This is a genomic window from Ralstonia sp. PBBBR1 (assembly GCF_002256165.1).
Lineage (GTDB): Bacteria > Pseudomonadota > Gammaproteobacteria > Burkholderiales > Burkholderiaceae > Ralstonia > Ralstonia thomasii.
Map to the genome: position 1 here is coordinate 476380 of NZ_NKIL01000002.1, position 23372 is coordinate 499751.

The following is a 23372-nucleotide window of genomic DNA, read 5'->3' on the forward strand; positions in this document are numbered from 1 at the left end:
TCCTAGACCGCGCGCGACAGGCGCCACGCATTGAGCGCCACCAGCAGCGATGACACCGACATGCCGATGCCAGCGGCCAGCGGCGAGAGCCACCCGAGCGTGGCCATCGGAATGCTGATCGCGTTGTAGGCAAAGGCCCAGCCGAGGTTCTGGCGCACCACGCGCAACGTGCGGCGGCCAATCGACACGGCCTCGCTGATGGCAATCAGACGCGGTTCGGTCAGGATGGCATCGGCACCGGCCTGAGCCAACGGCGCACCTGATCCAATGGCGATGGAGACCTGCGCCTGTGCGAGCAACGGCGCATCGTTGATGCCATCGCCGACGGCCAGCACGCGGGCGCCGTCTGCCTGCAGCTTATGCACGTAGGCGCGCTTGTCTTCGGGGCTGGACCCGCCCACGGCGTGGTCGATGCCCAGGCGGTTGGCCCACCAGTGCACGGTTTCAGGCGCATCGCCGGAAACGAGATGCAAGCGCAATCCTTGTGCACGCAACGCGCCCAGGCATGCAGGCGCGTCGGCGCGTGGCGTATCGGCCAGCGTGAAGCGCGCGAGCGGTTGGCCATCGCGGCCGAGCCAGACCGACGTGCATGCGGCCGCCGGCGGCACCTCCTCCATTGGTGCTTCCGCGCCGTAACGGATGGTGGCAACCGGCTGGTTTGCGTAGTGCGTGGCCGCAAACGACTGCGTGCCCAGACGCATCAAGCGGTTCTCCGCCATGGCATACACGCCCTGCCCCGGCACGTTTGTCACGCGCCCCAACGTGGGCAGCGGCATTGCATTCGAGGTGCCGGCGCGTAACGACTGGGCGATCGGATGGTTCTCGGATTGCTCCATCGCGCATGCCAATGCAAGACAGTGCTCGGCATCCACATCGGCGAAGGTCTCGATGCTCAGCAAGCGCAAACGCCCCTCGGTGAGCGTTCCGGTCTTGTCGAGCAGCACATCCGTCACGGCTGCCAGGCTCTCGATGGCGTGGCCCCGCGTGACCAGCACACCCCGCCGTGCCAGCGCACCGCTGGCCGCCGCCAGCGCAGACGGCGTGGCGAGCGACAGCGCGCATGGGCAGCTCACCACCAGCACCGCCACAGTGACCGCAAACACGCGTGTCGGATCGATCCACCACCACGCGATCGCGGTGAGCAGCGCCCAGCCGAGCAGCACTGCCACAAAGCGCCCGGCGACACGATCGGCGAGTTCAGTCATGCGGGGCTTGTCGGTCAAGGCGCGTTCAAGCAGATCGACGATGGCGGCAAGGCGCGTCTGGGTGCCCACGCGGTTCACACGCACGCGAATGGCGCTGACCACGTTGTAGCTGCCTGCCAGCACGGTCGCGCCCACGTCGCGCGGACGCGGCACGCTTTCACCCGAGAGAAGCGATTCGTCGATCTCGGTGGTGCCGTGTTCAATGGTTCCGTCTGCGGGTAGGACCTCGCCGGCGCGCACTTCCACGCAGTCGCCTTGCTGCAAGGTAGCAACGGGGATCGTTTCGAGGGCGCCGCTTACGGCGTTGAAGCGCCGGCAGGTAGCCGGCAACTGACGGACCAATGCCTCGGCGCCCGAAGCTGCGCTCTGCCGCGCACGCAGTTCGAGATAACGCGCGGCCAACAGGAAAGCGACGAACATCGTCACCGAATCGAAATACGTTTCGCCATGGCCGCGCAACGTGGCGAATACGCTGGCAATGAAGGCGGCACCGATCCCCAGCGCCACGGGCGCGTCCATGCCGACGTGCGCGTGCCTCACTTGCCGCCACGCGTTGATGAAAATGGGCCGCGCAGAAATCAACACCACTGGCACCGTCAGCACCAGGCTGGCCCACTGCATCAGGCGGGTCTGGTTCACGGGGATGTCGCCGCCATGCAGGTACACCGGCCACGCGTACATCATGACTTGCATCATGCCGAGCATTGCCAACCCCAACCGGATCAGCAGGCTGCGGCGTTCACGCGCCTCGGCAGTGCGGCGGGCGGATGGCCGGTCGGGCCACGCTTCATATCCGACGTCGGCAATGGCGGCAAACACCGCGGACAACCGCATCACCCCTGCTTCTCCGACGATGCGTGCACGTTCCGTGGCGTAATTGACGGTGACCTCGCGCACCCCTGTCACTCGCGAGAGCGCGCGCTCGATCAGCCAGACGCATGCGGCGCAACGCATGCCGCTGATGGCGAGGGAAAGTTCTTCCGCACCGTCAGCGCGTGTGCGCACGAAGCGCTCACGCATGATCGGCAGATCGTAGGTCGCCCAAACCGCTTCGGCTTCTGTGCGGCGGTCCCCTTCGATGGGCTTGGCGAAGGCGATCGGGCCGTCATAGACGTGGCCCATGCCCGCGGCGTGCAGCGTTTGCGCGACAGCCTGGCAGCCGGCACAGCAAAATTCCCGGGACTTGCCGCCGATGTCGGCATGGAGAGCGGTGGCGCCCTCCAGAGGCGACGCGCAGTGATAGCAGGTGATGTGCGACGCGCCTGCCCTGCTCGGGCCAATAGGCGAGCCTTTGCCGTCAACCGGCGCGGTTGGATGGATGGGGGCGAATGTCGACGTCATTATGAGGACGATGCTAGCCAGCTTCCCCCGGCACGCCCTTGATGCGCATCAAGCACGGCGCAATAACAATCAGCGAAAAATGCGATTCTCAAGGCACTCCAACCACCCTACCTTCCCATAAAAATTATCGCCGCCTATAGTGGATAGCTGAACCAGGCAAACAGGAGGGCGCGACATGGCAACCGAATTCAGCCTGTACAACATCCACTGTGAATGGGGCGAGCACGGAGCATCCGCGCTGGCGCCACATTGCGACGCCGTCATCGTCGTGGACGTGCTGTCCTTCTGCACCTGTGTGGACGTGGCCGTGGCGCGCGGGGCACGGATCTATCCGTACCCATGGCGCGACGCCAGCGCTGAAACCTTCGCGCGCCGCGCAGGTGCCATGCTGGCGGGCTACAACCGAAGCCAGGCGGGCTATACGCTCTCGCCAGCGTCGCTGCGTGAATTGCCAATGGGCAGCAGCCTCGTCCTGCCCTCGCCTAATGGGGCAACGCTGGCACTCGCCACCGGATCGACGCCGACGTTTGCTGGCTGCCTGCGCAACGCGCGTGCGGTAGCTGAAGCGGCCTCGCGGCTGGGCCGACGCGTGGCCGTGGTGGCATCAGGAGAGCGCTGGGCCGACGGCAGCCTGCGCCCAGCCCTGGAAGACTGGCTGGCCGCCGGTGCGATCGTGCACCACCTGTCGGAAACGGTGGCGGGGTTCCTGCCGCAAGCGCTGTCGCCGGAAGCGCTCGCGGCCCGCGCGATCTATCGCGAGGCGTCGCAGACCGGCATGATGAAAGCGTGGCTGCTTGATTCGGTATCGGGCCGCGAGCTGTGCGAACGCGGCTTTACCGAAGACGTGACCATGGCCTCGCAAACCGATGTGAGCAACGTCGCCCCCATGCTGGTGGAAGGCGCGTTCCGCAACGTCAACCGCAAGACCGAGCGCCTGCCGCAGGACTTCTTTGGCGCAAGCCTGCGGCCCTCGCAGGCCCCGCCGTCGCACCGCAACCCGCCGCCGACGACACACTAAGCCTCTGGGGCTCGGCACCAGGCGAAATCAGGTCAGTGACGTGTCCACCTCGCGGCGAGGTGCCTCGAGGTATTCGCGCGACTGCATCTCGACGATGCGCGACACGGTACGCTGGAATTCGTTGGCCATCTGGCCTTCGGTGTACAGCTCGTCTGCCGGCACCTCCGCCGACATCAGCAGCTTGACCTTGTGGTCATAAAAGACATCAATCAGCCACGTGAAACGGCGCGCCTCGGAGGCCATGCGCGGCGTCATCTTGGGCACATCGGCCAGGATGACGGTGTGAAAGCGCGAGGCGATTTCCAGGTAATCGTTTTGCGAGCGCGGACCACCGCACAGCGTGGCGAAATCGAACCACACCACGCCGCCGGCCTTGCGTGCCGCGCGAATCTCACGATGCTCGATGCGCAGCACCGGCGACTCGTCCGGCACTCCCGCCACCGCCGCAAACGCATCGCGCAACGCCGAGTTGGCCTTGGCGCCCAATGGCGTGTAGTACGCCTGCACCTGCTCCATCGCCCGCTTGCGGTAGTCGACGCCTGCGTCGACGTTGAGGACGTCGAGCTTCTCCTGCAGCAGCGCAATGGCCGGCAGCACGCGGTCGCGATGCAGGCCGTCCGGATACAGCAAGTCGGGCCGATAGTTGGACGTCATCACAAACTGCACGCCGTTGGCAAACAGCTGATCCAGCAAGCGATGCAGGATCATTGCGTCGGCAACGTCGCTGACGTGGAATTCGTCAAAGCAGATCAGGCGGTAGCGCTTGGCGATGCGGCGGGCCAGTTCGTCCAGGGGATCGGCGCGACCGCGCAGCTCTTCCAGTTGGCGATGCACTTCGCGCATGAACTCGTGAAAGTGCAGTCGCGTCTTGCGCACCAACGGCACGCAGCTATAGAACGCATCCATCAAGAACGACTTGCCGCGCCCCACCCCGCCCCACATGTAGACGCCACGCGGCAAATCGGGCCGCACGAGCATCTTGCGCAGCGCATTCGAACGACGGGCCTTGTAGGCAACCCATTCGTCGTAACACCGCTGCAGGCGGTCGACGGCGCGTTGTTGCGCTTCATCTGGTCGATAGCCGCGCGCCTTCAGTTCCTGTAGGTAGGTTTCCTGGACGTTCATCTGCTTAATCTGCTTGGGGCACCATTTGCGGGCCCAAATGGACCGATGCCCGGCAATCTTGTGGATTCACCGGGCATCGTGCTTGCCTTGCGGCTTGCGATTTACATATTGAGCTGACGCTTGTCGACAGCCAGCGCAGCTTCGCGCATCACTTCCGACATCGACGGGTGCGGATGGCAGATACGGCCGATGTCTTCGGCCGCAGCCTTGAACTCCATCGCTACCACGGCTTCGGCAACCAGGTCCGAGGCGTTGGCTGCGACGATGTGCACGCCCAGGATTTCATCGGTCTTCGCATCGGCGATGACCTTCACGAAACCGTCGGATGCGCCCATGCCCAGCGCACGGCCATTCGCCATGAACGGGAACTGGCCGGCCTTGGTCTCACGGCCTTCGGCCTTGAGCTGCTGCTCCGTCTTGCCCACCCATGCAATTTCCGGGTACGTGTAGATGACCCACGGAATGCAGTTGTAGTCGATGTGCGGTTTTTGGCCGACGATGCGCTCGGCCACAGCCACGCCTTCGTCTTCTGCCTTGTGCGCCAGCATCGGGCCACGCACCACGTCGCCGATCGCCCACAGGTTCGGCAGCTTGGTCGCGCAGTGGTCGTCCACTTCGATAAAGCCACGCTGATCCGCCGCCAAGCCGATCGCTTCCAGGCCCAGGTTGTCGGTGTTCGGCACGCGGCCGATCGACACGATCAGCTTGTCGCACTCCAGCACTTGCGCAGCGCCGGCAGCGTCGGTGTAGTTGACCTTCACGCCCTTGGCCGAAGATTCGATCTCGCCAACCTTCACGCCGACGTTGATCTTCAGGCCCTGCTTGGTCAGCAGCTTGTTGGCTTCCTTGGCAACGGATTCGTCCGCCGCACCGAGGAAGCTCGGCAGCGCTTCGAGAATCGTCACTTCGGCACCCAGACGGCGCCACACCGAGCCCAGTTCCAGGCCGATCACGCCAGCGCCAATCACGCCCAGCTTCTTCGGCACTTCGCCAAACTTCAGTGCGCCTTCGTTGTCGGCAATGGTCACGTTGTCGACCTTCACGCCCGGCAGATGGCGAGCCTTCGAGCCCGTGGCGATGATCACGTGCTTGGCGGTCACGACTTCCGTGCCGGCCTTGCCTGCGATTTCGACCTGATAGCCGGCGTCAGTCTTGCCGACGAACTTGCCATGGCCCTTGAGCAGCGTCACCTTGTTCTTGCGGAACAGGAACTCGATGCCCTTCGTCATCTTGCCGACGATGTCGTCCTTGCGCTTGAGCATCTTGGCCACGTCGACCTTGACGCCATCCACCGTGATGCCGTGGTCGGCCAGGTGGTGGTTCACGTTCTCGAACTCTTCGGACGAGGCCAGCAGCGCCTTCGAAGGAATGCAGCCGACGTTCAGGCAGGTACCACCCAGGCGCGGCTCGCCCTTCGGATCGTCGTAGGGGTTGTCTTCGCAGCAGGCCACGTTCAGGCCCAGCTGGCCAGCGCGGATGGCGGCGATGTAACCGCCGGGGCCGGCGCCGATCACCAGCACGTCAAATTCTTTGCTCATGGAGAAATCCTCGATTCGGACGCCGCCGCACAGCGTGGGCGGCGTCTCGTGTCATCAACGCGGTCGATTAGAGATCCAGCAGCAGGCGGGCCGGGTCTTCCAGCGCTTCCTTCATCGCCACCAGGCCCAGAACGGCTTCGCGGCCGTCGATGATGCGGTGGTCGTAGGACATGGCCAGGTAGTTCATCGGGCGAACCACGACCTGGCCGTTCTCCACCACGGCACGGTCCTTGGTGGCGTGTACGCCCAGGATGGCCGATTGCGGCGGGTTGATGATCGGGGTCGACAGCATCGAGCCGAACGTGCCGCCGTTCGAGATCGAGAACGTACCGCCGGTCAGGTCGTCCAGCGTCAGCTTGCCGTCCTTGGCCTTCTGGCCGAATTCAGCGATCTTCTTCTCGATATCGGCCAGGCTCATCTGGTCGGCATTGCGCAGGATGGGCACCACCAGGCCGCGCGGCGAGCCAACAGCGATACCGATGTCGAAGTAGCCGTGGTAGACGATGTCGTTGCCGTCAACCGATGCGTTGATCACGGGGTACTTCTTCAGCGCGTGGACAGCCGCCTTCACGAAGAACGACATGAAGCCCAGCTTCACGCCGTGAGTCTTCTCGAACTGGTCCTTGAACTTGGCGCGCAAGTCCATCACCGGCTTCATGTTGACTTCGTTGAAGGTGGTGAGGATGGCGTTGGTCGATTGCGACTGCACCAGGCGCTCGGCAATACGGGCACGCAGGCGGCTCATCGGCACGCGCTCTTCCGGACGGTCGCCCAGGGCGGCGAAGTCCACCGGTGCAGCCACTTGCTGCAGCGCCGGACGTGCAGCCTGCGGAGCGGCAGCAGCAGCCGGCTTGGCGCCACCGGCTACGGCACCCAGCACGTCGCCCTTGGTGATGCGGCCATCGCGGCCCGTGCCGGCCACCTGGCCAGCCGACAGGTTGTTCTCAGCCATCAGCTTGGCAGCCGACGGCATGGCCACGCCACCCGCAGCGGCAGCGGCCGGAGCGGCAGCCGGTGCCGGTGCCGGTGCAGCGGCTGCGGGAGCCGGAGCAGCAGCGCCTGCCTTGCCTTCGGTGTCGATCTTGGCCAGCAGCTGCTCCGACGTCACGGTTGCGCCGTCCGCCACCAGCACTTCAGCCAGCACGCCGGCCGACGGGGCCGGCACTTCCAGCACGACCTTGTCGGTCTCGACTTCGATCAGGATTTCATCCTGGGCCACGGCTTCGCCCGGCTTCTTCTTCCAGGAGATCAGCGTGCCTTCTTCAACGGACTCGGAAAACTGCGGGACCTTGACTTCAACGATAGCCATTTCGGTGCTTCCTTGGATTCATGTGCACGTGCTCCTCTCGTTCGGGAGCCGCGCTAATTCGATAGACGGTGGAATTCGGGAGCGAAGATGCGTCAAGGCGACAGCCGAAGCTGCCGCCTTGGTGCAGATGTCGCTTACTTGTTCAGCACGAAGCCCTTGAGCTTGCCAAACGCGGCATCGATCAGCGCCTTTTGCTGCTCGTTGTGTTTGGCGTAGTAGCCCACGGCCGGCGATGCCGATGCCGGGCGGCCTGCGTAGCCCAGCTTCTGACCCTCGGTCATGTTCTCGAGGATGTAGTGCTGCACGAAGAACCAGGCGCCCTGGTTCTGCGGCTCGTCCTGGCACCACACCACTTCAGCGAGGTTCGGATACTTCTTCAGCTCGGCTGCGAACGCCTTGTGCGGGAACGGATAGAGCTGTTCCACGCGGATGATGGCCGTGTCGGTCAGACCGCGTTCCTTACGGGCGTTGACCAAGTCGTAGTAGACCTTGCCCGAGCAGGCCACGACGCGCTTGACCTTGGCGGCGTTCAGATCTTCGGCCGTATCGGCGATCACCGTCTCGAAATGGCCCTTGGCCAGGTCGGACAACGGCGACACAGCGTCCTTGCTGCGCAGCAGCGACTTCGGCGTCAGGATGATCAGCGGCTTGCGGAACATCCGGATCATCTGGCGACGCAGCAGGTGGAAGATCTGCGCCGGCGTGGTCGGCTGCACCACTTGCATGTTGTGGTCTGCGCAGAGCTGCAGGTAGCGCTCCAGGCGTGCCGAGCTGTGCTCCGGACCTTGGCCTTCGTAGCCGTGCGGCAGCATCAGCGTCAGACCCGAGGCGCGGCCCCACTTCACTTCACCCGACGAGATGAACTGGTCGATCACCACCTGTGCGCCGTTGGCGAAGTCACCGAACTGGGCTTCCCAGATCACCAGGGTGTTCGGCTCAGCCGACGAATAGCCGTACTCGAAGCCCATCACCGCCTCTTCCGACAGCACCGAGTCGATCACCGTGAAGGGAGCCTGACTTTCCGACACGTTCTGCAGCGGGATGTAGCTGCCGGCGTCCCAACGCTCGCGGTTCTGATCGTGCAGCACGGCGTGGCGGTGCGTGAACGTACCGCGACCAGCGTCCTGACCAGTGATGCGCACGGGGTAGCCCGACGCCACCAGGGATGCGAAAGCCAGGTGCTCGCCCATGCCCCAGTCCAGCGCCTGCTCGCCCTTGCCCATCTTGGCGCGGTTGTTGACGACGTTCTCAACCAGCGGGTGCAGCTTGAAGTGATCGGGGATGGCGGTGATGCGCTCGGCCAGACGCTTGAGTTCGGCCATCGGCACGGCGGTATCGGCTGCATCCGTCCACTTGCGGTTCAGGAACGGCAGCCAATCCACTGCGAACTTGTTCTTGAAGTTCGACAGCACCGGATCAACCGTGTGCTTGCCCGCGTCCATGGCGGCGCGGAATTCCTGCACCAGGGCGTCCGGCTCTTCTGCCTTCAGCGTGTTCTGCGTGACAAGCTTGTCTGCGTAGAGCTTGCGCGTGCCAGGGTGCGTGCCGATCTTCTTGTACATCAGCGGCTGCGTCATTGCCGGCGTGTCTTGCTCGTTGTGGCCGAGCTTGCGGAAGCAGATGATGTCGACCGCGATGTCCTTCTGGAACTCCGTACGGAAGTCCACGGCCAGTTGCATGGCCAGCACGACCGCTTCCGGATCGTCGCCGTTGACGTGCAGCACCGGCGCTTCAATCATCTTGACCACATCGGTACAGTACAGCGTCGAGCGCGAGTCGCGCGGGTCCGACGTCGTGAAACCGATCTGGTTGTTGATGACGATGTGGATCGTGCCGCCCGTGCCGTAACCACGCGTTTGCGCAAGGTTCAGCGTTTCCATCACAACGCCCTGGCCGGCGAAGGCCGCGTCACCGTGCACTTGCACAGCCAGCACTTGCGCGCCGTGCTTGTCGTCGCGGCGCTCCTGGCGCGCCTTGACCGACCCTTCCACGACCGGGTTGACGATTTCCAGGTGCGACGGGTTGAACGCCAGCGACAGGTGGACGGGGCCGCCAGGGGTGGTCACGTCGCTCGAGAAGCCCTTGTGGTACTTCACGTCACCGGCCGGCAGGTCGTCCACGTGCTTGCCTTCGAATTCGGCAAACAGGTCGGCCGGCATCTTGCCCAGCGTGTTGACCAGCACGTTCAGACGGCCGCGGTGGGCCATGCCGATCACGATTTCCTGGACGCCCTTGGCGCCGGAATGCTGGATCAGTTCGTCCATCGCCGCGATAAAGCTCTCGCCGCCTTCCAGCGAGAAGCGCTTCTGACCGACGTACTTCGTATGCAGGAAACGCTCGAGGCCTTCAGCGGCCGTCAGGCGTTCCAGGATGTGCTTCTTCTTTTCAGCCGAGAACGTCGGCTTGGAGCGGATGGTTTCCAGACGCTCCTGCCACCAGCGCTTTTGCGCCTGGTCGCTGATGTACATGAACTCAGCGCCGATCGAGCCGCAGTACGTTTCGCGCAGGTTGTTGACCAGCTCGCGCAGGCTCATCGATTCCTTGCCGAAATACGTATTGCTGGCGTTGAAAACGATGTCCTGGTCGGCTTCGGTGAAACCGTAGAAAGCCGGGTCCAGATCCGGAACCGGGGGGCGCTCCTGACGCTTGAGCGGGTCAAGATCGGCCCAACGCAGGCCCACATTGCGGTAGGCAGCCACCAGCTGCGTCGCCGCCACGCGCTTGCGACCCATATCGGAATCGGCAGACGCGACAATCGTGCGGATCGGGCCATGCTTGGCGCGCTCTGCGAACGATGTGACGATGGGGGCGTGGGGGATATCCCGGGCGTTGGAACCGTCGACGGCGGGGACGTTCTGCAGCGCATCGAAGTACGCGCGCAGTGCCTCGCTAACGGACGTGGGATCTTGAAGGTACGCTTCGTACTGATCTTCAACGTAGGCGGCGTTACCGCCGGACAGGTACGAAGTGTCCAGGTACTGCTTATACAGCTCTGTCATGGGGCGCTCACTTTTCTCCGGGTCTGCCGGAGTTCAGCGGGTTCATCAACCTTCCGCGACACGGCTTGACCGGTTAGCGGATCGCAAACTAAATCGCCTGAAATCACCTGGTCGGACCGGATCGCGCATGGCAGAAAGGGGGTACCGAGACAGCTTTTACAGACAAGTTGTGCGGGAAGGACCTAAGTCTTCACGAGGCAGAAGCATAGCATGTTTATAAGCAATATTCTGATTCTTTGACGTGACAAACGATCCTTGTTATGCCACATCAAAACCATGCTTCCGTCACATTCAGGCGGGCGAAATACGATCTACCCAATCGGTGATCAAACCGTCCAGCCCCGCGCTCCAAAGCAGGTGCGCGCGATCCAGGTCGTTGACGGTATAGCAGCAGACGCGAAAGCCTGCGGCGTGTGCCTGGTCAATGATCTCGGGCGTCAGTTCGCGATGGTTGGCGTCGAGCGCAACACAATCCAATGCGCGCAGGCGATCGAGCCAATCGGCCGGGAGCTTGTCGAGCAGCAAAGCGCGAGGCAATTCCGGCACAGCTTCGCGCGCCGCAGCCAGCGCATCTTCGGAAAACGACGACAGCAGCGGCGGCACCTCGGCGCCGGCCCACAACGTGCGGGCGTCGAGCGCGACAGCAGCGCCCGTGCGCCACTCGACGCCCGGCACCGGCTTAATCTCGATATTGGCGAGGAATCCGTTGGCGCGCAGGTAGCGCGCGATGGCGGCCAGCGTGGGCACTGGCTCGCCAGCGTAGGCTGGGCTGTGCCAGCTGCCCGCATCCAGTTGCGCGATCTGCCCGAGCGTGAGCGCATCGAGGCGGCCGGCGCCGTTCGTGGTCCGATCCAGCGTGGCGTCATGCAACAGGACCGATGCGCTGTCGCCAGAGAGCTTCACGTCGAATTCGAACATGCGGTAGCCGAACGAGGCGCCGTGGCGGAAGGCCGCCAGCGTGTTCTCCGGCGCCAGCTTCCCTGCCCCACGGTGAGCAATGGCACGCGGATACGGCCACGCCGGCAATGCGCGCGCGCCGGTCATGCCAGGGCCTCGATGCGGCGCGTGGTTTGGGGGTCGAACCAATGCAGATGCTCGGCCGACGCGGTGATGGGTAGCTTGTCGCCCGCCTTTACGCTGGCGTGCGGCTCAAGGCGGACCACGACCGGATGGCCGGCCAGGGCGCCGTACGCGAATGCATCCGCGCCGAGGGCCTCCACCACGCGCACGTCGATGAAGGCGATGGCCTCGTCAGCCGAGCACGGCTCGATATGTTCGGGACGCAAACCCATGAGCGCGCGCTCGGGCAGATGAAGGCCCATCGGCAAGTGGCCGAGCGTGGCGGCGGCATCGATCTCCTTCGCTCCGTCCACCCGAATCTGCGTGCCACCACCCGCATTGCGCGACACGGGCACGAGGTTCATCGGCGGAGAGCCGATGAAGCCCGCCACGAACGTGCTGGCCGGACGCGAGTACACCTCCAGCGGTGTGCCGATCTGTTCGACCCGGCCACCGTTGAGCACCATCATTCGATCGGCCAGCGTCATCGCCTCAACCTGATCGTGCGTGACGTACAGACTCGTCGTGCGCAAGCGGCGATGCAGATCTTTCAGCTCCAGGCGCATCTGCACGCGCAGCTTGGCGTCCAGGTTGGAGAGCGGCTCGTCGAACAGGAACACTGCCGGCTCACGCACGATCGCGCGGCCCATGGCCACACGCTGGCGTTGGCCGCCCGAGAGCTGGCGCGGCTTTCGATCCAAGAGCTTGCCGAGTTCAAGAATGCCCGCCGCCTGCTCCACGCGCGCCTGGATATCGCTCTTGGGCAAGCCGCGGATCTTCAGCCCGTAGGCCATGTTGTCGAACACGCTCATGTGCGGATACAGCGCGTAGTTCTGGAACACCATCGCGATATCGCGCTCGGCCGGCTCGAGTTCGTTGACGACGCGGTCGCCAATCCATACCTCGCCGCCGGTGATGGGCTCCAGGCCCGCCACCATGCGCAGCAGCGTGGATTTGCCGCAGCCCGAGGGCCCGACGATGACGATGAACTCCCCGTCGCCGATTTCCATGTCGATGCCGTGCACGACCTGGAGGTTGGCATAGTGCTTCTGGACGTTGCGTAGCGAAAGTTTTGCCATCTTGCTTCTTTTACTTTTCGGTTTCGACGAGGCCCTTCACGAACCACCGCTGCATGCCGATCACGATTGCCGCGGGCGGCAACATGGCCAGCATCACGGTGGCCATCAGCAGGTTCCAGTCGGTGGCGGAATCGCCGGAGCGGGAGATCATTTGCGTCACGCCCAGCACGATGGGGGTCATGCTCTTTTCCGTCGTGATCAGGAGCGGCCACAGGTACTGGTTCCAGCCGTAGATGAACTGGATCACGAACAGTGCCGCGATGCTGGTACGCGAAAGCGGCAGCACCACATCCCAGAAGAACTTGAGCGGGCCGGCGCCATCGATGCGCGCAGCTTCCGCCAATTCATCGGGAATCGTCAGGAAGAACTGCCGGAACAGGAACGTGGCGGTGGCCGACGCGATGATCGGGATCGTCAGGCCCGCGTAGCTGTTCAGCATGCCGAGATCCGACACCACCTTGTACGTGGGCAGGATCCGCACTTCCACCGGAAGCATCAGCGTGACGAAGATGAGCCAGAAGAACGTCTTGCGCAGCGGGAACTTGAAATAGACGATCGCAAACGCCGAGATGATCGAGATCGCGATCTTCCCGAGCGAGATGCCCAACGCCATGATCAGGCTGTTCATGAGCATGGTGCCGACCGGCGTGGCCGAGTTGCCCATGCCCGACGTGAGCACCGTGCGGTAGTTTTCGATGAGATGCGGACCGGGGATCAGCGTCATGGGCGCCTGCAGCACGTCTTCGGCCGTCAACGACGACGCGACGAATACGACGTACACCGGAAACGCCACGACGATCACACCGAGAATCAGCACGACGTGGGTGAGGAAGTCCAGGAACGGACGGCGTTCAATCATGGTGCGTCTGCCCTCCTTTCAGTATTGGACTTTGCGTTCAACGTAACGGAACTGGACGATCGTCAGCACGATCACCAGGCCCATGAGGATCACCGACTGTGCAGCCGATCCACCGATATCCAGACCGCGCACGCCGTCTTGGTAGACCTTGAACACCAGCGTCTCCGTCGCCTTGAACGGGCCGCCCTGCGTGACCGAATCGATGATGGCGAAGGTGTCGAAGAACGCATACACAACGTTCACCACCATCAGGAAGAACGTGGTGGGCGACAGCAGCGGAAAGACGATCGACCAGAAGCGCCTCCACGGCCCGGCACCGTCAATGGCGGCCGCTTCGATCAGCGACTTCGGAATGCTCTGCAGCCCCGCGAGGAAGAAGAGGAAGTTGTAGCTGATCTGCTTCCACGCCGCGATGATGACCACCAGCGTCAGTGCCTGCCCGCCGTTGAGCACGAAGTTCCAGTCCACGCCCATCCTGCGGATCATGAACGACACGATGCCCAGTGACGGGTTGAAGAGGAAGCTCCACAGCACACCCGCCACAGCCGGTGCAATCGCATACGGCCAGATCAGCAGGGTCTTGTAGAACGTGGCGCCACGCAACGCGCGATCAGCAAAGTACGCGAGCGCCAGCGAGGTGCCGAGACCGACCAGCGCGACGCCAATGGCGAATACGGCCGTGGTCTTGAACGAACCGAGATAGGTCGGATCGGCAAACAGGTCGTGAAAGTTCTCCAGCCCCACGAATTCGAGGTTGATGCCGAAGGCATCCTGGCGCAGCAGCGACTGATACAGCGCCTGCCCCGCGGGCCAGAAGAAGAACACCAGAGTGACGACGATCTGCGGGGCGACCAGCACATACGGCAGCCAGCGCGATCGGAAAACGACGCGTTTTTCCATGCGACATTCCAAAAACGCACCGCCGGCCGGTGCGAGCGCACGAGGCCGGCGGTTTAGACGAGCGCCGAATCGGCGCTTATTCCTTGACGGTCTTCTCGAAGCGGACGAGCAGCTCGTTGCCGCGTGACACTGCCGTGTCCAGCGCTTCCTTCGGCGTCTTCTTGCCCGCCCAGACGGATTCCAGCTCTTCGTCGATCACCTGACGGATCTGCGGGAAGTTGCCCAGACGAATGCCGCGCGACTTGTCGGTCGTCTTGACGATCATCTGCTTGACGGCCACGTCGGCGCCCGGGTTCTTCTCATAGAAGCCGGACTTCTTTGTCAGCTCATACGCTTCCAGCGTCACGGGCAGATAACCCGTCGACTGGTGCCAGTCGGCCTGCATTTCCGGACGCGACAGGAACGTGAAGAACTTCGCCACGCCCTTGTACTCTTCAGCCTTGTGGCCGCCCATCACCCACAGCGAAGCGCCGCCGATGATCGTGTTCTGCGGGGCACCCGGCACGCCGGCTTCATACGGCAGCGGTGCCGGGCTGAAGTTGAACTTGGCGTTCTTGCGGATGTTCGCCAGCGCTGCCGACGAACCCGTGTGCATGGCGCACTCACCCGCGATGAACTTCGCCTTCGGCTCGTCCTTGCGGCCGGCGTAGGTGAAGTAGCCCTTCTTCTGCATGTCGAGCAGGTTCTCGATGTGCTTGATCTGCACCGGACCGTTGAAGTTCAAGCGGGCCTTGGCGCCACCAAAGCCGTTGTTCTCGGTCGCGAACGACACGTTGTGCCACGCCGAGAAGCTCTCCAGATGCACCCATGACTGCCAGTCGGTCGTGTAACCGCAGGGCACACCAGCTGACTTCAGCTTGGCCGCATCGACAGCCACTTCCTGCCACGTTGCGGGCGGCTTGTTCGGGTCAAGGCCAGCCTTCTTGAAGGCGTCCTTGTTGTAATACATGATCGTCGTCGAACTGTTGAACGGGAACGACAGCATCTCGCCCTTGTTCGACGTGTAGTAGCCCGCCACGGCCGGCACATAGGCCTTCGGGTCGAACTTCTCGCCGGCGTCCTTCATGATCTTGGCCACCGGCACAATGGCGCCCTTGGCGTTCATCATCGTTGCGGTACCAACCTCGAACACTTGCAGGATGGCCGGTGCATTGCCGGCGCGGAACGCCGCAATGCCCGCAGCCAGCGATTCATCGTATTGGCCCTTGTAGACCGGCACGATCTTGTAATCGGACTGGCTGGCATTGAACTTGGTGGCGATCTCGTTCACCTTGTCGTTCAAGGCGCCTTCCATCGAATGCCACCATTGGATTTCCGTCACTGCGTACGCGCCCTGCGCAAACGTACACGCGGCCAGTACTGCCGCCGCACCCGCAATCTTCTTGATCGACATCATTTCTCCTTGTTTCGACCCGGCGGGCTCCCTCGCACCGTCCACGGCGCGCCGACTGTATATGCACGGTCGGTCATTTTTATGACAGCGGGATGTTACTTGGCTTTCTGTCACAAAGAAATCGGGAAATCCCTCCAAGGTTTGGCTTGCAACGGCCGTTAGAATGGGCTGAAAACACTCTCTATTGCACTCGCAGCATGCTCGCTCCACCCACCACTCCTGCCGCTCCAGACTCGCCTGGAACCGCGCCCCTCGTTGCCGACCGGCGTGTTCCGCTGGCCCTGCATCAGCTCTCGGATGATGCACTGCGCAATATCACCGGCATCTTCACCGACGTGGATGGAACCCTCACGACGAAGGGCAAGCTGCCCGCGCACACGTACTCGGCGCTGGAGCGCTTGCATCGCGCCGGCATCAAGGTCGTGCCCGTCACCGGCCGGTCGATTGCCTGGTGCGAAGTCATTGCGCGGTTGTGGCCCGTCGATGCGGTGATCGGCGAGAACGGCGCGTTTGCCATGCGCGTCGATTCGCGCGGGCATCTGGCCACCGATTTCGTGGACGACGCGCAAACGCGCGCACGCAACCTCGAGCGCATCCGTGAAGTGGGTGCAGAGATCCGGCGTGCCGTGCCGGGTTCAGCGCTGGCGACGGATCAAGCCTGGCACGCGGCGGATCTGGCCGTCGACCATGCCGAACAAGTCCCGCCGCTGCCGCAGCACGCCGTGCGGCACATCGTCGACATCATGCGTACGCACGGGATGCACGCCACCGTCAGTTCGATTCACGTCAACGGCTGGTTCGGCAAGCACGACAAGCTGAGCGCCAGCGTGTCGCTCGCGCGCCGCGCATTCGGTCTCGACCTGCATGCCGAGCGCGAACGCTGGGTGTTCGTGGGAGACTCCGCCAACGATGCGGCAATGTTCGAGTTCTTCCCGCTCTCGGTGGGTGTGGCCAATGTGCTGGACGTGATCGATACGCTGCCCGTGCCCCCCGCGTACCTCACCGAGGCCGAAGGCGGCGGCGGTTTTGCCGAAGTCGCCGAGCGCATCCTGGAAGCGCGTTCCCTAGCCCTCCCCGCGCCGCGCGACTGACACGGCATTCCTGCACCGCAACACGCGCTGGAGACCCAGCGTCGCTTGCCGCACGCGGCATGCCGCTTGCGCCGAAATTGGGCGTTGCACCGCTTTGCACCATGTGACGGCCTCATAACGGTGCATGCGGCGCCAACGCCTTTTTAACGCAACCGACAGGAGCCCCCCATGCAACCAGAGAAACTGCGCCAGCGTTTTGAACATGCGGAAAGCACCATCGCCGAACTGGCCCGGACCTGCGCCTCGCACAAGGACGTGCCTGACGCGCTGAAGCAATCGATCCAGCAACTGGACGACCAAGCCCGCCAATGCCACTCGCGCCTGGAAGGCGCTGAAGACCAGCTGACTTTCGTAGAAGCCATCGACAAGCTCGAAGCCTGTTCCGACCGCGCAAAAATGGCCTGCCAGAACGCCAGCGGCAAGGTGGACCATTCCGTGGAATCTGCCGTGATGCGCGCGCATGAAGAGCTGTCGCAGCTCAAGCACAAGCTGCACTAAGCGCAGCACGCATTCTCGGCCGCCAAAAAAAGGGCGGATTCCCTTATCGGAAATCCGCCCAATCCCAATCGCCAAGCTCGACGATATCCAGTGGACTGGCCCCGCTGACGGCACGTCAGTCGAAGCCAAGCTCCTGCAATTTGCGCGTGATGGTGTTGCGGCCGATGCCCAGACGCGTTGCCGCTTCAACACGGCGCCCGCGCGTGACACCCAGCGCAGCCTCAAGAATCGCCTTCTCGAAGCGTCGCGTAAGTGCGTCCATGACGTCGGGCTGGCCCGCTTCGAGCATGGCCTTGGCCTCGCCCGCGAGCGCGCGCTCCCAACCTGCTGCGATGGATGCCCCCGCTGCAGAGCTTGAGAGCAACGTATCGACCGACGGCGTAACACCATACGGTTCGCCACCATGCGACGGCTCGCCGATGAAGGCTGGGCGAGCCGCGGCCTCGCCCATGACCGGTAGCATCTGCGCGTTGCCTCGCACCAGGTCGGCGGGCAGATCCTTGCTTTCAATGGTCTGCGCCGGCGCCATCACAGTGAGCCAGTTGCAGAGGTTTTCCAGTTGCCGCACGTTGCCGGGGAACGGCAGCGTGGCGATATGCGCCAGCGCATCGTCCGACATGCGCTTGGGCTCCACGCCCAGCTCCTTGGCACTCTTCTGCAAGAAATGGCGCGCCAGCAGCGTGATGTCTTCCGGGCGTTCGCGCAGCGCCGGCAAGCGCAGACGGATCACGTTCAGGCGGTGAAACAAGTCCTCGCGGAACAGACCGTCCTTGACGCGGGTTTCAAGATTCTGGTGCGTGGCCGCGATGACGCGCACGTTGGCCTTGAGCGGGTTGTGGCCGCCCACGCGATAGAAGTGGCCGTCCGACAGCACGCGCAGTAAGCGCGTCTGCAGATCGAACGGCATGTCGCCGATTTCATCGAGGAACAGCGTGCCGCCCTCGGCTTGCTCAAAGCGGCCGCGGCGCATGGTCTGCGCGCCAGTAAAGGCGCCGCGCTCATGGCCAAACAGCTCGGATTCCAGCAAGTCTTTCGGAATCGCCGCGGTGTTCAGTGCGATAAAGGGGCCGCTCGCACGCGGGCTGTGCTTATGCAGCGCCCGTGCCACCAGCTCCTTACCCGTGCCGGATTCGCCGGTGATCAGCACTGTCACGTTGGACTGCGACAGCCGCCCGATCGCGCGGAACACGTCCTGCATGGCCGGCGCCTGCCCGAGAATCTCAGGCGCATCGCTCAGGCGATCGTCGATTTCCTCCTCGCGCAGGCTCTCTTCCAGCGCGCGGCGGATCAGTTCGACCGCACGATCCACGTCGAACGGCTTGGCCAGGTATTCAAACGCGCCGCCCTGGAACGCCGCCACGGCGCTGTCCAGGTCCGAATATGCGGTCATGATGATGACCGGCAGTCCGGGGTGTTTGGCCTTGATGGCCTGCAGCAGATCCAGCCCCGAGCCGCCCGGCATACGGACGTCCGAGATCAGAACTTGCGGTGTTTCTTCGTCGAGCGCGTTGAGCGCATCGCGCACGTTGGTAAAGCTGCGCGAGAGCAGGCTCTCACGCGCCAGCGCCTTCTCAAGGACCCAGCGGATGGATTGATCGTCGTCGACTATCCAGATTGGCTTCATGTGTTGGTTCGTCTGCTTGACTTCGTCTCGCCTGGGCCGCCTCGCGCTGCGTTATTGAAGCTGAGGCGCTTCAGTGCAGCGGCACGAGAATGCGGAAATCCGTCTGGCCTGGCCTGCTCTCGCATTCGATCAGACCATCGTGCTGCTGCACGAACGTCTGCGCGAGTGTCAGGCCCAGCCCACTTCCCCCCTCCCTGCCGGACACCAGCGGGAAGAAGATTCGCTCGCGGATGTCGTCCGGGATACCAGGACCGTTGTCCACTACATGCAAGTCCAATGCCAGCTTGTAAAGACGTTTTGCAATCGTAACTTTGCGTGCGACGCGTGTGCGCAGAATGATCTCGCCATCGCCCTGCGCAATGCGAGGGCCCAGCGCATGCGCTGCGTTGTGAACGATGTTGAGCACGGCCTGGATGAGCTGCTCCTTGTCGCCGCGAAACTCCGGCAGGCTCGCGTCGTAGTCACGCACGATCCGCAAGCCCTGCGGAAACTCCGCCAGCACCACCGAGCGCACACGCTCCAGCACCTCGTGGATGTTCACATCGCCAACGATATGTGGATGCCGGTGCGGTTCCAGCAGGCGGTCGACCAGCGTCTGCAGCCGGTCGGATTCCTTGATGATGACCTGCGTGTACTCGCGCAGCGAGCGCTCCGGCAGTTCGAACTCCAGCAACTGCGCCGCGCCGCGAATACCGCCCAACGGATTCTTGATCTCGTGCGCAAGGTTGCGGATCAGCTCTTTGTTGGCGGAAGTCAGGTCGAGCAGACGCTCCTCGCGCTCGCTACGGATCTTCTGCTCGTTGGGCAGCAGCTCAAGCAGCACCGATCCGGGCACAAAGTCGAGCGCGCCCACGACGGCGTGCGCGTGCAGCGGCTCATGGCCGACGCGCTCAAGTGACACGTCGCGCCGCTTGGCATCGAACTGGCGAGCCGCCACGGTGGCGATCATCTCGCCCAGCTCCGACGGGTCGGCAAACAGCTCGTACAGCGACATCTCCACCAGCTGGCGGCGAGACACGGCCAACGCGGCTTCCGCGGCGGGGTTGGCGTAGAAGACCGTCAGCGCTGGATGGCGGACGAAGAGGATGGGATTGGGCACCGCGTCGAGCCCAGGGAATGATGGCGGTGCACCATGTGAAAACGGAATCGGCGGCGGCCCGTCGATGGGCTCGCCTACGGAGACCTCCACACCGGCGGCGGAGGGTGACGGCGCGGATGGCGTCGTCTGTTCCTGTTCATCGCGGCGTGCCGCTTTGCGGATCAGTCGACGCATGGTTCATCTAGTCCTTGAGATTGCCCAGCTCCCGGCGGATGGAATCGACATTGGCCTGGCTGCGCTCGATGTCGCCCTTCAACTGCGCGGTGCGGTCCAGATACTTTTGATAGTTACGTTCGTTGCCCTGGCGCTCGGGCTGACCGTTGTTGTATTCGGTCTTCAACGCCTGGAGCTTGCGCTCCTCGTCTGCCAGCTCGGCTTCCAGCACCTGGCGGCGTTCGCCGTCACGCGCCTTCTGCGTGGCGTTGTCCACGCGGGGGAAGCCACCGCCTGCATTGTTTTGCGCCGGTGCGGGTGCAGCACCCGCACTGCGCGGGCTTCGCGTGCCGGGCACGGTCACCACATCGGGCAGCGTCAACTTCTTGCAGCCCTTCACGTTGCCGCTGTTGCGGTACTCCGGCACGCCGTTCGGACCGGTGCACAGATAGACGTCATCGGCGTACGCGGGAGCCTGCACGGACAGCGTGGCAAACACCGCCGCAGCGGCGGCAAGCAGCCCGGATGCGATGCGTGGGGAAGGACGGAACATGAATGGAACCTGGCGGATACGTCGATCGGGCGCCGGAGTCCGGCGGACGCTCATTCTAGCCACAAAACTCCGCTTCATAAAAAGGAAGGGCGACCTGCGCCGCCCCTCCTCTCACAACCGTCTCTTCGCCCCGACACATCGGTCGGAGCGCTCGCACATTACAGCGAGTAGTACATCTCGAACTCGAGCGGGTGCGTCGTCATGCGGAAGCGCGTGACTTCTTCCATCTTCAACTCGATGTAGGCGTCGAGCATGGCGTTGGAGAACACACCACCGCGGGTCAGGAATTCGCGGTCCTTGTCCAGGTACTCGAGGGCCTGATCCAGGCTCGAGCACACGGTCGGGATCTTTGCGTCTTCTTCCGGCGGCAGGTCGTACAGGTTCTTGTCGGCAGCTTCGCCCGGGTGGATCTTGTTCTGCACGCCATCCAGACCGGCCATCAGCAGCGCCGAGAAGCCCAGGTACGGGTTCATCAGCGGATCCGGGAAGCGGGTCTCGATACGACGGCCCTTCGGGTTCGCAACGTACGGAATGCGGATCGAAGCCGAACGGTTACGTGCCGAGTAAGCCAGCTTGACCGGAGCCTCGAAGCCCGGCACCAGACGCTTGTACGAGTTCGTACCCGGGTTGGTGAGGGCATTCAGCGCGCGGGCGTGCTTGATGATGCCGCCGATGTAATACAGCGCGAATTCCGACAGGCCAGCGTAACCATTGCCTGCGAACAAGTTCTGGCCATCTTTCCACACCGATTGGTGAACATGCATGCCCGAACCGTTGTCGCCCACGACCGGCTTCGGCATGAACGTCGCCGTCTTGCCATAGGTGTGCGCGACGTTCTGGATCACGTACTTTTGCAGCTGGGTCCAGTCGGCGCGTTGCACCAGCGTGCTGAACTTCGTGCCGATTTCGTTCTGACCTTGGCCTGCCACTTCGTGGTGGTGCACTTCAACGGGAATACCCAGCGATTCCAGAATCAGGCACATTTCCGAGCGCATGTCTTGGAACGTGTCGATCGGGGCAACCGGGAAGTAGCCGCCCTTCTTGCCCGGACGGTGGCCCGAGTTGCCGTGTTCGAACTCCTTGCCCGACGACCACGGAGCTTCTTCGGAATTGATCTTCACGAAGCAACCCTGCATGTCGATGTTCCAGGTCACGCCGTCGAAGATGAAGAATTCGGGTTCCGGACCAAAGTAGGCGGTGTCGCCCAGGCCGGTGCTCTTCAGGTAGGCTTCAGCGCGCTTGGCGATCGAGCGCGGGTCGCGGTCGTAGCCCTTGCCGTCCGACGGCTCGACCACGTCGCAGGTCAGGACCAGGGTCGGCTCTTCGTAAAACGGGTCGATGTGCGCGGTATTTGCATCCGGCACCAGCAGCATGTCCGACGCTTCGATGCCTTTCCAGCCGGCGATCGACGAGCCGTCGAATGCGTGACCGCTTTCGAACTTGTCTTCGTCGAAATGCGAAACGGGGACCGAGACGTGCTGCTCCTTACCCTTGGTATCGGTGAAGCGGAAATCGACGAATTTGACGTCGTTTTCCTTCACGAGCTTCATCACGTCTGCAATGCTTTGGGACATGCCATTCTCCTGGTAGCGCAATAACGCAAGTATTGTGAGCCGGTTGTGTGACGGATCGCTGCGCAATCGGCCGCAACCCGCCCTCACTCCGAAACATCTTCTTTCCAGCAAGGTCGTCCGACACGGACGGACGCCCCTGAAAAAGACCGCGGGAATCTTAGCAGAAACTATGCCAATTCCGGCCCAACAACAGGCAAGCTCTCCCGCAAACAGTGCAGCACTGCGCCAGCCCATGCCTGACACGGTGCGCACGCCCTGCAATCCGGCCGAACCGCCTCCCGCCGAATTCCCGCTGATAGGGCTAAGGCTGTTCAAGCAGCATAGCCAACGCACATAAACGGTGCATGAAAATGCTATAAGCACCTCTTTTGTGCAAGTAGATCGAGCACGCACCATCGCGGGGATTTTTACCCGCGCTATGTGACGGCGGCGCTAGAATGGCTGCTTCCTCTTTCACCCGCCCCTGATCACCATGACTGCCACCACGCTTACCCGCGAGTCCCTCCTAGAGGCTGCCGCCGCCCGCCGTGAGGCAGACCAACTGCCGTACTTCGGCGCGCTGTCGCCGCAAGAGGCTGCCGCGTTGTTGGCCGCCGACCCGCAGGCGCGGCTGGTGGACGTGCGCACGCGCGCTGAACTCGACTGGGTTGGCACGCCCGACATTTCGCCGGGCCAGTTTGTCCACGTGGAGTGGAATCAGTATCCGGGCGGCGCGCGCAACGCCAACTTCCTGAGCGCGCTCGAGGCTGCCGTGCCAAAAGATGCGCCAGTGCTGTTCCTGTGCCGCAGCGCAGCGCGCTCCAAGCATGCAGCAACGGCCGCCGCACAGGCCGGTTACGCGGCAGCAATGGATGTGCTGGAAGGTTTTGAGGGTGCAAAAGACACCGAAGGCCACCGCAAGACCGTGGAGGGCTGGTGTTTCCGAGGCCTGCCCTGGCACGGTGCCTGAGGCGCG

18 protein-coding genes are annotated in these 23372 nt (G+C 63.3%); 4 read left to right on the forward strand and 14 right to left on the reverse strand.

Features of this window, described 5'->3' with window-relative positions:
• Nucleotides 1-2: 2 nt before the first annotated feature.
• Nucleotides 3-2546 carry a heavy metal translocating P-type ATPase gene (locus tag CFE42_RS02290; protein WP_004626387.1) on the reverse strand — a complete coding sequence of 848 codons (2544 nt, stop codon included), beginning with the start codon at nucleotides 2544-2546 and terminating at the stop codon, nucleotides 3-5.
• Nucleotides 2547-2721: 175 nt separating this feature from the next.
• Between CFE42_RS02290 and CFE42_RS02295 the strand changes: the two genes are divergently transcribed.
• Entirely contained in the window at nucleotides 2722-3564 is an 843-nt protein-coding gene (locus tag CFE42_RS02295; RefSeq protein WP_004626386.1) for a 2-phosphosulfolactate phosphatase, read from the forward strand.
• 27 nt (nucleotides 3565-3591) lie between these two features.
• On the opposite strand, the gene zapE is transcribed toward CFE42_RS02295, so the two are convergent.
• The 9 genes from zapE to ugpB form a co-directional block, all read right to left on the reverse strand.
• Nucleotides 3592-4689, reverse strand: a complete 1098-nt coding sequence (zapE, locus tag CFE42_RS02300) for a cell division protein ZapE (RefSeq protein WP_004626385.1) — start codon at nucleotides 4687-4689, stop codon at nucleotides 3592-3594.
• A gap of 101 nt (nucleotides 4690-4790) precedes the next feature.
• Nucleotides 4791-6227: a dihydrolipoyl dehydrogenase gene (gene lpdA, locus CFE42_RS02305; RefSeq protein ID WP_004626384.1), complete on the reverse strand. Its 1437-nt coding sequence runs from the start codon at nucleotides 6225-6227 to the stop codon at nucleotides 4791-4793.
• 67 nt (nucleotides 6228-6294) lie between these two features.
• Nucleotides 6295-7536: a 2-oxoglutarate dehydrogenase complex dihydrolipoyllysine-residue succinyltransferase gene (gene odhB / locus CFE42_RS02310; protein WP_004626383.1), complete on the reverse strand. Its 1242-nt coding sequence runs from the start codon at nucleotides 7534-7536 to the stop codon at nucleotides 6295-6297.
• Nucleotides 7537-7670: 134 nt separating this feature from the next.
• Nucleotides 7671-10535 carry a 2-oxoglutarate dehydrogenase E1 component gene (locus CFE42_RS02315; RefSeq protein WP_004626382.1) on the reverse strand — a complete coding sequence of 955 codons (2865 nt, stop codon included), beginning with the start codon at nucleotides 10533-10535 and terminating at the stop codon, nucleotides 7671-7673.
• Between the two features lie 291 nt (nucleotides 10536-10826).
• Entirely contained in the window at nucleotides 10827-11579 is a 753-nt protein-coding gene (gene ugpQ, locus CFE42_RS02320) for a glycerophosphodiester phosphodiesterase (protein ID WP_004626381.1), read from the reverse strand.
• A complete protein-coding gene (locus tag CFE42_RS02325; protein WP_004626380.1) occupies nucleotides 11576-12673 on the reverse strand; it encodes a sn-glycerol-3-phosphate import ATP-binding protein UgpC in 1098 nt (365 codons plus the stop codon). The genes ugpQ and CFE42_RS02325 overlap by 4 nt, the downstream gene beginning before the upstream one ends.
• Nucleotides 12674-12683: 10 nt before the next feature.
• Nucleotides 12684-13532, reverse strand: a complete 849-nt coding sequence (gene ugpE, locus CFE42_RS02330) for a sn-glycerol-3-phosphate ABC transporter permease UgpE (RefSeq protein WP_004626379.1) — start codon at nucleotides 13530-13532, stop codon at nucleotides 12684-12686.
• An 18-nt stretch (nucleotides 13533-13550) separates the two neighbouring features.
• Complete coding sequence (ugpA, locus tag CFE42_RS02335; RefSeq protein WP_004626378.1) at nucleotides 13551-14432, reverse strand: sn-glycerol-3-phosphate ABC transporter permease UgpA; 882 nt, start codon at nucleotides 14430-14432, stop codon at nucleotides 13551-13553.
• Between the two features lie 76 nt (nucleotides 14433-14508).
• Nucleotides 14509-15825 carry a sn-glycerol-3-phosphate ABC transporter substrate-binding protein UgpB gene (gene ugpB, locus CFE42_RS02340; RefSeq protein ID WP_004626377.1) on the reverse strand — a complete coding sequence of 439 codons (1317 nt, stop codon included), beginning with the start codon at nucleotides 15823-15825 and terminating at the stop codon, nucleotides 14509-14511.
• Between the two features lie 197 nt (nucleotides 15826-16022).
• Between ugpB and CFE42_RS02345 the strand changes: the two genes are divergently transcribed.
• Nucleotides 16023-16916 (forward strand): HAD family hydrolase, encoded by an 894-nt coding sequence (locus CFE42_RS02345; protein ID WP_004626375.1) that lies wholly within the window; start codon nucleotides 16023-16025, stop codon nucleotides 16914-16916.
• Nucleotides 16917-17084: 168 nt separating this feature from the next.
• A complete protein-coding gene (locus tag CFE42_RS02350) occupies nucleotides 17085-17414 on the forward strand; it encodes a hypothetical protein (RefSeq protein WP_004626374.1) in 330 nt (109 codons plus the stop codon).
• Nucleotides 17415-17529: 115 nt separating this feature from the next.
• Here CFE42_RS02350 and ntrC read toward each other — a convergent pair whose 3' ends face one another.
• The 4 genes from ntrC to CFE42_RS02370 form a co-directional block, all read right to left on the reverse strand.
• On the reverse strand, nucleotides 17530-19038 hold the full coding sequence (ntrC, locus tag CFE42_RS02355; RefSeq protein ID WP_004626371.1) for a nitrogen regulation protein NR(I): 1509 nt from the start codon (nucleotides 19036-19038) through the stop codon (nucleotides 17530-17532).
• A 70-nt stretch (nucleotides 19039-19108) separates the two neighbouring features.
• Complete coding sequence (gene glnL, locus CFE42_RS02360; protein WP_004626368.1) at nucleotides 19109-20311, reverse strand: nitrogen regulation protein NR(II); 1203 nt, start codon at nucleotides 20309-20311, stop codon at nucleotides 19109-19111.
• 7 nt (nucleotides 20312-20318) lie between these two features.
• On the reverse strand, nucleotides 20319-20843 hold the full coding sequence (locus CFE42_RS02365; RefSeq protein ID WP_004626365.1) for a hypothetical protein: 525 nt from the start codon (nucleotides 20841-20843) through the stop codon (nucleotides 20319-20321).
• A 158-nt stretch (nucleotides 20844-21001) separates the two neighbouring features.
• Entirely contained in the window at nucleotides 21002-22417 is a 1416-nt protein-coding gene (locus CFE42_RS02370) for a 3-hydroxylaminophenol mutase (RefSeq protein ID WP_004626362.1), read from the reverse strand.
• A gap of 472 nt (nucleotides 22418-22889) precedes the next feature.
• Here CFE42_RS02370 and CFE42_RS02375 point away from each other — a divergent pair, with 472 nt between their 5' ends.
• On the forward strand, nucleotides 22890-23366 hold the full coding sequence (locus tag CFE42_RS02375; RefSeq protein ID WP_004626360.1) for a rhodanese-like domain-containing protein: 477 nt from the start codon (nucleotides 22890-22892) through the stop codon (nucleotides 23364-23366).
• The last annotated feature ends 6 nt before the right edge of the window (nucleotides 23367-23372 follow it).